This is a genomic window from Caballeronia hypogeia (genome assembly GCF_001544875.2).
Taxonomy (GTDB): Bacteria; Pseudomonadota; Gammaproteobacteria; order Burkholderiales; family Burkholderiaceae; genus Caballeronia; species Caballeronia hypogeia.
This window is the reverse complement of record NZ_FCOA02000008.1, coordinates 188,718-200,677: the sequence shown is the minus strand read 5'-3', so window position 1 is coordinate 200,677 and position 11,960 is coordinate 188,718. Positions and strand designations below refer to the sequence as shown.

General features: G+C 64.1%; 12 protein-coding genes and 2 tRNA genes. 7 read left to right on the top strand and 7 right to left on the bottom strand.

The features are described 5' to 3' along the window. Positions 1–21: 21 nt before the first annotated feature. Positions 22–2,085: a polyphosphate kinase 1 gene (gene ppk1 / locus AWB79_RS15140; protein WP_061168227.1), complete on the bottom strand. Its 2,064-nt coding sequence runs from the start codon at positions 2,083–2,085 to the stop codon at positions 22–24. Between the two features lie 252 nt (positions 2,086–2,337). On the opposite strand from ppk1, the gene ppx reads away from it, so the two are divergent. Continuing rightward, positions 2,338–3,849 (top strand): exopolyphosphatase, encoded by a 1,512-nt coding sequence (gene ppx / locus AWB79_RS15135; protein WP_061168226.1) that lies wholly within the window; start codon positions 2,338–2,340, stop codon positions 3,847–3,849. Between the two features lie 54 nt (positions 3,850–3,903). Here ppx and AWB79_RS15130 read toward each other — a convergent pair whose 3' ends face one another. Both AWB79_RS15130 and AWB79_RS15125 read right to left on the bottom strand, forming a co-directional pair. Then, positions 3,904–4,728: a GNAT family N-acetyltransferase gene (locus AWB79_RS15130; RefSeq protein WP_061168225.1), complete on the bottom strand. Its 825-nt coding sequence runs from the start codon at positions 4,726–4,728 to the stop codon at positions 3,904–3,906. A 140-nt stretch (positions 4,729–4,868) separates the two neighbouring features. Continuing rightward, on the bottom strand, positions 4,869–5,327 hold the full coding sequence (locus tag AWB79_RS15125) for a SixA phosphatase family protein (protein ID WP_061168224.1): 459 nt from the start codon (positions 5,325–5,327) through the stop codon (positions 4,869–4,871). 107 nt (positions 5,328–5,434) lie between these two features. Between AWB79_RS15125 and AWB79_RS15120 the strand changes: the two genes are divergently transcribed. The 3 genes from AWB79_RS15120 (at position 5,435) to AWB79_RS40460 (ending at position 6,184) form a co-directional block, all read left to right on the top strand. Further along, positions 5,435–5,511: transfer RNA gene (locus tag AWB79_RS15120), tRNA-Pro, on the top strand. An 82-nt stretch (positions 5,512–5,593) separates the two neighbouring features. After that, positions 5,594–5,770 (top strand): hypothetical protein, encoded by a 177-nt coding sequence (locus AWB79_RS39510; protein ID WP_157695785.1) that lies wholly within the window; start codon positions 5,594–5,596, stop codon positions 5,768–5,770. A gap of 150 nt (positions 5,771–5,920) precedes the next feature. Next, positions 5,921–6,184 (top strand): hypothetical protein, encoded by a 264-nt coding sequence (locus AWB79_RS40460; RefSeq protein WP_157695784.1) that lies wholly within the window; start codon positions 5,921–5,923, stop codon positions 6,182–6,184. A 25-nt stretch (positions 6,185–6,209) separates the two neighbouring features. Here the strand turns inward: AWB79_RS40460 and AWB79_RS15115 are convergent, their stop codons facing one another. The 3 genes from AWB79_RS15115 to AWB79_RS15105 all read right to left on the bottom strand — a co-directional run bounded on the left by AWB79_RS15115 (position 6,210) and on the right by AWB79_RS15105 (position 8,261). Beyond that, positions 6,210–6,530 (bottom strand): hypothetical protein, encoded by a 321-nt coding sequence (locus AWB79_RS15115; protein ID WP_061168223.1) that lies wholly within the window; start codon positions 6,528–6,530, stop codon positions 6,210–6,212. 29 nt (positions 6,531–6,559) lie between these two features. Further along, the gene (locus AWB79_RS15110) at positions 6,560–7,246 is read right to left on the bottom strand and encodes a peptidoglycan DD-metalloendopeptidase family protein (protein WP_061168222.1); all 687 of its coding nucleotides are present in this window, start codon (positions 7,244–7,246) and stop codon (positions 6,560–6,562) included. 112 nt (positions 7,247–7,358) lie between these two features. Continuing rightward, the gene (locus AWB79_RS15105; protein WP_061168221.1) at positions 7,359–8,261 is read right to left on the bottom strand and encodes an aldose epimerase family protein; all 903 of its coding nucleotides are present in this window, start codon (positions 8,259–8,261) and stop codon (positions 7,359–7,361) included. A 565-nt stretch (positions 8,262–8,826) separates the two neighbouring features. Here AWB79_RS15105 and AWB79_RS15100 point away from each other — a divergent pair. The 3 genes from AWB79_RS15100 to AWB79_RS15090 all read left to right on the top strand — a co-directional run bounded on the left by AWB79_RS15100 (position 8,827) and on the right by AWB79_RS15090 (position 10,590). Then, positions 8,827–9,657, top strand: coding sequence for an undecaprenyl-diphosphate phosphatase (locus tag AWB79_RS15100; RefSeq protein WP_061168220.1), 831 nt, complete (start codon positions 8,827–8,829; stop codon positions 9,655–9,657). A gap of 98 nt (positions 9,658–9,755) precedes the next feature. After that, positions 9,756–9,832: transfer RNA gene (locus AWB79_RS15095), tRNA-Arg, on the top strand. 302 nt (positions 9,833–10,134) lie between these two features. Next, the gene (locus AWB79_RS15090) at positions 10,135–10,590 is read left to right on the top strand and encodes a response regulator (protein WP_157695783.1); all 456 of its coding nucleotides are present in this window, start codon (positions 10,135–10,137) and stop codon (positions 10,588–10,590) included. Here AWB79_RS15090 and AWB79_RS15085 read toward each other — a convergent pair. Then, positions 10,490–11,803 carry a cyanate transporter gene (locus AWB79_RS15085; protein ID WP_061168218.1) on the bottom strand — a complete coding sequence of 438 codons (1,314 nt, stop codon included), beginning with the start codon at positions 11,801–11,803 and terminating at the stop codon, positions 10,490–10,492. The two genes, AWB79_RS15090 and AWB79_RS15085, sit on opposite strands and share 101 nt — an antisense overlap. Positions 11,804–11,960 lie beyond the last annotated feature (157 nt).

The following is an 11,960-nucleotide window of genomic DNA, read 5'->3' as shown; positions in this document are numbered from 1 at the left end:
GTTCCACGAAAGCCCGATCATTCACGAGCAGAACTTCGCCAGCAACCCGAGTTGTGCGTTCCGAATCGACTTGCCGGGGCGCCGCTTCCGATAGTGCCCGTCGCTTTGCATGACCCATGCCGATTGATTATCGCCAAGGCAAACCGAAAGGCCTTCGGCAATCACGCGCCGCTTCAATCTTCGATCGCGAATCGGAAACGCCACTTCCACGCGGCGGAAGAAATTGCGATCCATCCAGTCCGCGCTGGAGAGATAGACATCTTCCTTCCCGTTCGCATAGAAATAGAAGATCCGATGATGCTCGAGAAAGCGTCCAACGATGGACCGCACGGTGATGTTCTCCGACAGATCCTCGACCCCCGGCTTCAGCGAACAGACCCCCCGCACGATCAGATCGATTTTCACGCCAGCATGCGACGCCTCATACAGCGCGGCGATGACCGTAGGCTCCAATAGCGCATTCATCTTCGCGACGATGCGTGCACGCCGGCCCGCACGCGCATGCTCGGCTTCCGCGCGAATCGCCTCGATCAGTTTCGCGTGCAGCGTGAACGGCGACTGCCAGAACTGATTGAGCGGAATCTCGCCGCCGATGCCCGTCAGTTGCTGGAAGACGTGATGCACGTCCTCGCACAGTTCCTGATCGGCGGTCAGCAGGCCGAAGTCGGTATAAAGACGCGCGGTGCGCGGATGATAGTTGCCCGTGCCCAGATGCGCATAGCGCTTCAGCACGAGCTTGCCGCCCTGCGAGACGCGCCGCACGATCAGCATCATCTTCGCGTGACACTTGTGGCCGACTACGCCGTACACCACATGCGCGCCCACGGCTTCGAGCTGCGACGCCCAGTTGATGTTCGTCTCTTCGTCGAAGCGCGCGAGCAACTCCACGACCACCGTCACTTCCTTGCCGTTGCGCGCGGCCTGCATGAGCGCGTCCATCAACGGTGAATCGGTGCCCGTGCGATAGATCGTCTGTTTGATCGCGACGACTTGCGGATCCTTCGCCGCCTGCAACAGCAACTCAAGCACCGGCTGAAAGCTCTCGTACGGATGATGCAGCAGGATATCGCCCTGATCGATCGCATCGAAGAGATTCGTTGTGTTGACGATCGACTTCGGCACCGACGGAATATGCGGCACGAATTTGAGGTCCGGCCGGTCGACCATTTCGGGCAATTGCATGAGCCGCACCAGATTCACGGGGCCATTCACGCGATAGATGTCGCGCTCGCTCAACTGACTCTCGTCGAGCAGACGGCGCACGAGATGTGGCGGCGTATCGGCCGATACTTCGAGGCGCACCGCGTTGCCCAGATGCCGCGCCGGGAGTTCGCCCTGCAGCGCGACGCGCAAATTGGTGATTTCGTCCTCATCGACGAAAAGCTCGCTGTTGCGCGTGATGCGGAACTGGTTGCAGCTACGCACGATGAGATGCGGAAAAAGATCGTTCACGAAGTGCTGCATGAACGAACTGAGTAGCACGAAGCCGTGAGGATATCCCGACAGCGCTTCAGGCATGCGCACGAGCCGCGGCAGCGCGCGCGGCGCCTGCACGATGCCCATCATCGCCTGTCGGCCGAACGCATCGGTGCCTTCCAGTTCGACGACAAAGTTCAGGCTCTTGTTCAGCACGCGCGGAAACGGATGCGCGGGATCGAGCCCGATCGGCGTGAGCACCGGCAGCAGTTCGTTGTGAAAGTAGTCGCGCGCCCAGGCGGTCTGCTGCTCGGTCCAGCTCTCCGCGCCGTGGAAATAGATGCCTTCCATCTCGAGCGCGGGCAGCACGATATCGTGCAGCATCGAATATTGCTGGCGCACCAGACGCTGCGCGCGTTCGGAGACGAGATCGTAGACGTGCTGAAGGGACATGCCGTCCGGCGAGAGCGAGCCGGGGTTGTCGCGCATCTGCTCCTGCAGACCGGCCATGCGGACTTCGAAGAATTCGTCGAGATTGCTGCTGGTGATGCAGATGAAACGCAGGCGTTCCAACAGGGGAACCGTCGTGTCGGCGGCTTGCGCGAGGACGCGCTCGTTGAAACCTAGTATGCCCAGTTCGCGGTTGAATAGCGGATAGCGTATGGACATCGGAGGGTAGGAAGGTGTCTCGATCAGATGGGCAAGGAAGCGCTCGGATGTTCTCACAGTATGGTGTATTTTTTATGACAGAACGAATGTCACAAATTCTACTCATATTGCGGATAGCGTCGCTAGCGCGGGCGCGCGGTGACAGGAGCAATCAGGGAGCCGCGCGCCATGTCGGCATAGAATAGAATTCGTGCGCTGCAACAGCGCCGCTGTGACAGTGCCTTTCCCCACTTCACGATTTCTGGATATCCGATGGTCACACATCCCCATCTTCTTGCTGCGGTCGACCTCGGATCGAACAGTTTCCGGTTGATCGTCGGCCGGGTCGAGGAAACGCCCGCCGGCAGCCAGATCTATCAGGTCGACGCGCTGCGTGAGCCGGTCCGGCTGGGCGGCGGCCTTTCGAACGACAAAATGCTCGACCGCGCCTCTCAGGTGCGCGGCTGGGATGCGTTGAAACGCTTCGGCGAACGGCTGCGCGACTTCCATCCGGATCAGGTGCGCGCGGTCGCGACGAACACGTTGCGCGTCGCGAAGAACGCGGGCGATTTTCTGGTCGAAGCGGAAGCCGCGCTCGGGTTCCCGATCGAAGTGATCGCAGGGCGCGAGGAAGCGCGCCTGATCTACGCGGGCGCCGCGCATTCGGTGCCGGCGAGCGCGGGCAAGCGGCTCGTGGTCGATATCGGCGGCGGCTCGACGGAGTTCGTCATCGGCTCGCATTACACGCCGATCCACATGGAAAGCCTCTACATAGGCTGCGTGAGCCATAGCCGCACGTTCTTCCCTGCCGGCAACGTCGACGAATACACCATGCGTCAGGCGGAGCTCGCCGCCAAACGCGAAATCCAGATCATTTCGCGCGAATACAAGCAGACCGGCTGGGATCAGGCGATCGGCTCGTCGGGCACGGCGCGCGCGCTCGCGGAACTGGTCGAGGCCAACGGCTTCAACGACGAAGGCGTGACGCACGGCATCTCGCGCGGCGGGCTGGAGCGGCTCAAACGCGCGCTCATCAAAGCCGAGAACGTGAACCGGCTGAAGCTCATCGCGCTCAAGCCCGATCGCGTGCCGGTGCTCGCGGGCGGTCTGTCGATCATGCTCGGCGTGTTCGAAGAGCTCGGCATCGAATATGCCGACACGACCGACGCCGCGCTGCGTCTCGGCGTCCTCTACGATCTGCTCGGACGCTCGCAGCATCAGGACATGCGCACGGTGACGGTGGAGGGCTTCAAGCGCCGCTACGCGGTGGATTCCGCGCAGGCCGAGCGCATCGCGGAACTGGCGATCGGCTTCTACGATCAGCTCGGCGAGCCGGACGAAGACGTGCGCGAGGAAAATCGCATGTTCCTCGCGTGGGCGGCTTCGCTGCACGAGATCGGTTTGTCGATCGCGCACAGCGCCTATCACAAGCATTCCGCGTATATCGCCAGCAACGCCGACATGCCCGGCTTCTCGCGCACCGATCAGGCGCGTCTCGCCGCGCTCGTGCTCGGCCATGCGGGCAAGCTCGGCAAGATCGCGCAGGCGCGCGACATAGAGTGGACCTTGCTGTTCTGTCTGCGTCTCGCTGCGCTCCTGTCGCGACGTCGCGCCGATGTCGGCTTGCCGGGCATCGAGGTGCGTGCGGCGGGCGGCGGCTTCGAAGTGCGCGTGCCGAACGACTGGGTCGCCAATAATCCGCTGACCGATTACAGCCTGGTCCAGGAAGCAATGGAGTGGGAGAAGATCGGGCGTCCGTATCGCGTCGTCTATACGGACGAGTGATGCGCCAAAAGCGAAGGCCCCGACGAACGGGGCCTTTGCTCGCGCTTCAGGATTTCAACGTCCCTGTACGTCGCCGATGAAATGCCGCGCGTAACGCGCGTTGATCTCCGAAAGACGGAAGAGGGTGAGGAAGTCGGCGGTGTTGAAATCCGGGTCCCATGCCGGCGCGCCGCAAATCTTCGCGCCCAGGCGCAGATAGCCTTTGACGAGCGGCGGCGGGCTCACATGCGCGCCGGTGCCCAGTTCCTCGACCGGCAGCGGCGTGTGCGGGAACGCGCGGTATTCGGGCGCCGTGAGTGCTTCGGCGGGCAGCGAGGTATAGAGATTCGCCGCATAGTGGCCGCCGTCGATCATGCCGACGCTCGCGCAGCCGAGCATCGTTTCATAGCCGTTCTGCATCATGTATGCGGCGAGGCCGCCCCACAGCGACATGATCACCGCGCCGTTGCGATAGTCCGGATGCACGCACGAGCGGCCCACTTCGACGAGCTTCGGGCGCAGGTGCGTCAGACGCGACACGTCGAACTCGCTCTCCGCGTAAAGGCGACCGATGCGCGCGGCCTGATGCGGCGGCAACACGCGATACGTGCCGACCACCTGCAGCGTGTCGAGATCGCGCACCAGCAGGTGATCGCAGTAGGCGTCGAAGGCATCGACATCGAGGCCGGCGGGACCGGACAGGCGCGCGCCCATCTCTTCGGAGAACACGCGATAGCGCAGGCGCTGCGCATCACGCAGGGCGTCGTCGTCGCGCGCCCACGCGACTTGCAGGCGCTCACGGCCCGTATGCGTTTCCGACGGGCGCGGAAGGTGGCGGCGCGAATCGAGCGAGAGCGAAGACGCTCCAAGTTGCAGGAAGGGCGTCGGCAGATCTTGCATTGGCGTTCCTCGACAGGACGTGGCTGTGGCTTGAGTCCTCGCCAATGTAGTAATGCACGGTGACGCTCGCGTGGCATGGCAATGATGTTTCGATGAAACGACATCAGCATGAACGCGAGCTTGCGGCGTCCGATGCGCGCTCAGAGCAGGTCCGGATTCATCACCGCTCGCAGCACGGCTTGCCCGTCGCCGCTGCGCGTGCGCGACTGAAACCACCAGATGCCCGACTTCTTGATCGACCAATCCGTTTCGTGGCCTGTCAGCAACAGCGCGGCGACCCGGCCGAGCGTCGGCTGATGTCCGATCACGACGACCGTCTCGGCAACGCCCCCGGGCCAGCCGGCGGCGTCGAGCACGGCCTGCGCGTTGTTGCCCGGCGCGAGATCGTCGACGACACGATAGCGGTCGCCGAACGCTTCGGCGGTCTGTATCGTGCGCGTCGCGGGACTGGCGAGGAACACGGCGTCGTCGTCGATGCGCGCCTTCAGCCATTTCGCGATGCCCTGCGCCTGCTTGCGTCCACGCGACGTGAGTTGCCGCGCGAGGTCGCTCGACGCCTGATCTTCGGCTTCGGCATGGCGCCAGAGAATGAGGTTCATCGTTTGTCTCCGGAGGGTGAGGGTTTATCGTCCGTTGGTGCAAAAAGATGCGCGCCCGCGTCCGCCATTGCGAATACGGATAAGGCACGCTACAATCTGCCGCTTCTCGGAGCGTAGCGCAGCCTGGTAGCGCATCTGATTTGGGATCAGAGGGTCGAAGGTTCGAATCCTTTCGCTCCGACCACGATACACGAAGGGGTTACAAGTTACGGCTTGTAACCCCTTTGTCTTTCTGGCGCCCGTTGCGGCGCCAATTCGGGAGTTCCATGCCGCATATCGTTGTTTCCTTCGTCTGTGCCGCGTTCCTCTCGCTCGGCCTTTCCGCCTGCGCCGATTCATCGACTTCCCACAAGCATCCGCCGCAAGATCCGCCCGACTACAAGGGCGTGCCGACGGACATGACCCCGCCGTCGATGCTCGACGCGCCCGTCAAGCCGCAATAACAGCACCGCGCCAAAAGCGAAGCCCCGATGCGGGTACATCGGGGCTTCTGACCCGCGCCATCTGTTCGCGCGGAGTGAAACGCGGGCTGAGACCCATTCTATGGAAGCCGGCGAGCGTGGCTGTATGCGCTTGTTTCGGAGCGTAACGGGTTGAAAGCCCGCGTGCCGGCGCGCTCCGGAAAGACCTACCTGCCCGCGGATTGGAGGAATGGTTCGAGCGAAATATTTGCCGGACATGTATCATCCGGCAAATTGTTTCAATTTGTATCTGCCATGAATCTGCTGTGGGTTTTCGCCGCCGTCGCGCCGCTTGCTCTGGCTTCACTGTTCGCGTTCGCCGCGCACATCGATCCATTATCGGGACGTTGGCGTTCTTCGTCTGCGACACGCCGCGAGGACGCCGCCGACGCCTGAGCGCCGCCCGAATCCCAAGCCGGCGTCACTGCTTGCAGCGGATCACCATCGAGCGGTTCTTGATGTTCGCCCCGAAGATGCCGCCGACCGAGCCGCCCGCCGTCGCGCCGTTGTCGGCATCTTTCGAAATCACGTCATAGCCGTACGCGCCGCACATTTCGCCCGCCTGCTTGTAGCACGCCGCCCAGCTCGTGCTGGCATCGCCGCCGCTGCAATTGATCGCGAAGCCCGTATCGCCCGAAGGCAGGTAGGTCATCGTCGGGCCGCTCGCGCAGCCGGCGAGCGCGCCGGTCAGCGCCAGTGCCGCGCCGAGCGCGGCCGTGTTCATCCTCTTCGTCAATCTCATCGATCTTCCCTGTAACGTCCGCCCGGCCTTCAGCGGGGCGGCAGATAGCGCGCCGGGTCCGTCGAGCGGCCCAGGTAGCGCACTTCGAAATGCAGCATCGTGCGGTTGCTGTCGGTATCGCCCATTTCAGCGATCTGTTGACCCTGCTGCACGGTCTGGCCTTCCTTCACCAGCAGCGCGCGGTTGTGCGCGTAGGCGGTCAGATATTCGTCGTCGTGCTTGACGATCAGCATGTTGCCGTAGCCGCGCAGGCCATTGCCCGCATAGACGACACTGCCGCTCGCGGCGGCGACGACGGGCGTACCCGCCGCATTGGCGATGTCGATGCCCTTCGAATTCTTGCCGTCGAAGCCGCGGATCACGCTGCCCTGCGCGGGCCAGACGAGCGACACGCCCGGTCCGGCCTTCTGCGACGATGCCTGCGCGCTGGCCTCGCTCTTCGCGCTGTTCGACGAGCCCGAAGGTGCTTGCGCCGACGTCGCGCTTCCGGCCGGCGGCGCGACGCGCAGCACTTGCCCGACCTCGATGGCGTCCGGATTCGCGAGCCCGTTCCAGCGCTTGAGGCTCGCGACCGTGGTGCGATTTTCGCGGGCGATCTTGCTCACCGTGTCGCCGCGCTCCACGCGATAGAAGCCCGGTCCGACCGGAGCCGAGCCGCAGGCGGCCAGCGCTGCGATGAGCAAGGCGCTGGCGAGCCGTCGAATTCCTTTATGCAAACCTGACCTCGCAAGGCGCCGCGTCGGGACGTGCGGAGCACGCCCGCGCGGCGAATCGAAAGGCAGGATTTTACCGCCTCGGGTTTGTCCGGACAGAATGACGCCGTGCGCGTCACTCGTTCGGCGTGACGACGAGCCTCAGTGAGGCTGTCTCGGTCTTGCCCGGCGCGAGCCAGCGCAGGCCGCGGCCATTATGGATGGCGTCCGGCAGACCGATCCACGGCTCGACGCAATAGAAGTCCGAAGTGTCCGACTCCGTCCACGTCGTGACGGCGTACCACGGCACCGAATCGGGCTGATGCAGCTCGAAGCTCACCGTGCGTTTCAGTCCGGGCAGCTTCAGCCGGATCGGTTCGTCCGACTGGCGCGTGAGGCAGTGAAACGTGTCGACGATGCTCGCATCGGCCAGCGAATAGCGCGTCTGACCGGGCTCGGCCTCGGTGATCGAGCCGTCCGGAAGCTGGCGACGGCGCTCGGTGCGCGGCAGCTCCACGCTGCTTTGCGCGCGCTGCCCGTGCGGCAGGTGGAAGTAGAAATGATGTCCGGTGTAATAGGGCAGCGCGACCTCGCCCGGATTCGACGTGGTGAGCTCGACCTCGAGCGTGTTGCCGTCAATGAGGCGATAGGCCGCCTCGAAGCGGAACGCGAACGGATAGCCGTCGCGGGTCGCGTCGCTGTCGACGAGCGTCATGCGCAGGCCGTGGCCGTCCGCGTCGCGCGTGCAGGAGAACGGCAGGTCGCGCGCGAAGCCGTGCGTCAGCAGATCATGAACGACGCCTTCCGGATCGCGCCATTTGCCGATTTGCCCGTCGACGAAATGCCGTCCGAGAAACGGAAAGAGCAGCGGATTGCCGCCGCGGATTTTCGCGGGCTTCGACCAGTCGGGCGCGTCGGGCCAATGGATGACCGGCTCGCCGCCGACGCGCCAGGTCATGAGCCGCCCGCCCGCGCGCGGCGCGAGCAGGATGGCGGCGCCGTCGCGCTCGATTTCGATGATGTCTGTTTCCGCTGACATGATGGCCGTGCGCTCCGTTGAATGACTGTTGCAGCGCCGGAAGCGGCGCGGCTCGAATCGCTGATTCTGCCTTGGAATTTTCTACGGAAAAACCCTTTGCGGGAAATTGCGACTGACAAACGATCGACCGTTATGTTGTTATACGATTCCAGTGTTAGGAACCAGACGGACAAGGAGCAATCATGGATCTGGCGATGGTGATGGGCGTCGCGATGTTCAGCCTCTTCGGTGCGAGCACGGCACTCTTCCTCTACAAGCTCAAGGCCTGATCGACGGTTGCGGCCGGTCGACTCCGCGTGATGACCGGAGCGGGTATTTCTTTCTGTTTGCTTATATCCAGCTTGCTTTAGCTATTCGTTTTGCCGACAGCCGACTGTCGGCACATTTTGTGTGCGGTAAACGCTTGGCGCTCGATTTGGCCACCGGCATAATCGGGTCCGTTTGCGCGCCGTACCATCTTTCCTTCCTTTTCCATCTTCTCCGTTCGCTTCGTCTGACTTCGCGCGATGCGAAAGGGATGGAATTGCACGGCGCGTCCTTCATTCCCTCGAAAAAGGACTGACGCGTGACTTTGTGGTTTCTCGTATTTCTGAGCGTCCTCCAGGGCGTTACCGAACTCTTCCCCGTCAGCAGCCTGGGCCATACGCTGCTCGTTCCTGGCCTGATCGGCATGCACATCGACAAGCATGCGCCGCAACTGCTGCCGTTCCTGGTCGCGCTGCATCTGGGCACGGCCATCGCGCTGCTCTGGTATTTCCGCGAACGCTGGATCGCGCTGATCCGCGGATTTTTCGCGTCGCTTGGCGGTCGCCGCAATGACGACGGTCGCATGATGTGGGCGCTGATCATCGGCACGATTCCGACGGGCATCGTCGGATTGCTGCTCGAGAAACGGCTCGAGGCGATTTTTCACGACTTGCGGATCGTCGCGGCGGCGCTGATCGTCAACGGCGTCCTGCTGTGGCTCGGCGATCGTCTGCAGAAGAGCCGCGCTACGCGGGCGCCCGAGAAGCTCACGCTCAAGCAGGCGTTTCTGGTCGGCCTCGCGCAGATCGGCGCGCTGATTCCCGGCTTCTCGCGCAGCGGCCTCACGATGATCGCGGGCGTCGGCGCGGGGCTCACGGCCGAAGCGGCGGCGGAGTTTTCATTCCTGCTGGGCACGCCAATCATCTTCGCGGCCGGCGTGCTCGAACTGCCGAAGCTGTTCCACGCGCCGGGTCAGCTCGCCGACTCGCTGCTGGGCGGCGTGCTGACGGGCATTGCGGCATATCTGAGCGTGCGTTTTCTGATGCGCTACTTCGAAGGCCACGGCAAGCTCGCATCGTTTGGCGTGTACTGCGTACTCGCGGGCATCGGCTTCCTGGGCTGGTTCATGATGCATCCGCAACCGGTGTGACGAACCCGGACGCGCGCGGCGGCGAATGAGGTAAAATCGCGGTCTCTTTCGAACCGTGGTTCGTCTCGCGAATTTTTCGGGCCGCGCGTTCCGGTTCTCCGCCCTTAGCTCAGCTGGATAGAGCAACGGCCTTCTAAGCCGTAGGTCACACGTTCGAGTCGTGTAGGGCGGGCCAGTCCTGTCGAAACCTGCTTCGAGCCTGGTCGTCCCGACCGGGCTTTTTGCATTCTGGCGCCCGATCGCATCGAGTATCAGAACCCCTAAGCGTTCGCGTCGCTGGCCCGGATCCTGCCCGTCCTCCGCGGCATGAAACCGCATGCGGCCCGCCATCCCTTGCCCAGCGCCGCATCGGCAAAAAACAGCCGCTTCGCTCAAGCCCGCTCACCGCCCGTTCGCGGTGCGTCCATGCGTCATCGTGGCGCGTGGCGCGCCATCACGGTGACGGGGCGAGCGCCGTATCGTCGCAAGAGGGATGACTTGAACAATCGAGCATACGAAACCAGCCCGGCGCAATGCTCGCTATGGAACCGCAAGCAGGCGCGTCTGCGACCCGAGTCGCGACGCGTGCTGCTCGGCTTGTCAGAGCGCGTGCTCGGCGCCTCGCTCGCGTCGCTGTTCGAGCTGAAAGGCTTTCCGGCGCGGCTCGCGGTGGACGCTTTGTCGCTGAGACACAGTGTCGGCGACTGGGACCCGCATGTGATTTTTCTCGATACGCGTATCGGCGGCAGCGGCAATTACGCGCTGGTGCGCGCGCTGCGCGAAGCCGATGAGGACACGCGCCGGCTCGTCATTGCGATGAGCGGTTTTCTGCCCGTGGAGCCGATCGCGCTGCTCAGGGAAGCGGGCTACTACGGCCATTGTCGCCGCCCGTGCCCCGTGTGGCAGATGACGGATCTGCTCGACGAGTTCTTCGCGTGTCACGCGGTGCGTTGAGCGCGCCCGCCGCATCGCCGTGCGGGTGCATCGCGCGCACATAGCTGCGCGGGCCGAACACGAGGTTGAGCGCGATCATTGCGACGAGACTCGCGGCCAGCATCATCCACGACATGGAAAAGCCGCCGCTCACGTCACGCACGACGCCCGCGACGACCGGCGCCAGCGCCGCGATCACGAAGCCCACGCCCTGCACGAACGCGACGAGCCGCCCGGCGAGCGCGTGATCGTCGGCGTGATCGAGTGTCAGCACGAGCGTGAGCGCGAACACGCCGCCGAGCCCGCCGCCGAGCAGCGCGACCACCGCGAGCGGCGCGGCGAGCGGTGCGTAGAGCAGCATCCCGAAGCCGGCCAGTTGCGCGACGAGGCCCAGCGCCAGCCACGGACGACGATCCTTGCCGCGACCGAAACGCGATGCGGCCATCGGCAGAAGCAGCGCGGCCGACGCCTGAAACACCGTGAGCATCGCGAGCAGGGCGCCGCTCTCCGCCACGCCGCGGCCGAGTTGCTGGTAGTACGCGGGCAGCCACGCGACGATGCTCGTATAGCCGCCATTGACGAGCCCGAAGAAGATCCCGAGCGCCCACGCGCGGCGGTTCAGAAAGAGCGACGGCGCCTTCGCCGCGCGTTGCGTCGACGCGGCGTGTGGCAAGGCATCGGCGCGCATGAGCAGCATCCACACCGCGAGCGCGACGAGGGCGGGCAGCGCCCAGAGCGCGAGCCCCGCCTGCCAGGACACGCGCGAAGCCACACCCGTCGTCACGCTCGCGCCGAGGCCGCCGCCCGCCATGATCGACGCGGAATAGAGGCCCATCGCGAAGGGCAGGCGCGTGGCGAATCGCGTCTTCATGATGCCCGGCAACAGTGCCTGAATGACCGCGACGCCCGTGCCGGCGACCGCCGCGCTGGCGATGAGCGCGGCCGCGTTGCCGGCGAACAGCCGTCCCGCGCACGCCACGACGATCGCCAGAAGGCCGAGCGCGACGCCGCGTCCATCGCCGATCGCGCGCGACAGCGCACTCGCGCCGAACGCGCACACGCCCATCGCGATGACCGGCAGGCCGGTCAGCATCGACGCACCGCGAAACGATAGGCCCGTCGCAGGCAGGATCACGCCCATCAGTGGGCTGACGGAGGTGAGCAAGGGCCGCAGGTTCAATCCGATCGCGACGATCACCGCGAGCCAGACAAGATTCGATGTGCGCGAGTTCATCGGTTAAACGAACCGGTTTGAAGACTATTCATAGGATGAAACCTTCTGATGTTCGTGCATTTTGGTTGACCATTTTAGCAATATTTGGTCAACCAAAAATACGCGAACGCTGATAACCCGAATTCGCGCGCGGCATTCACGATGACCCGCGCCGGCG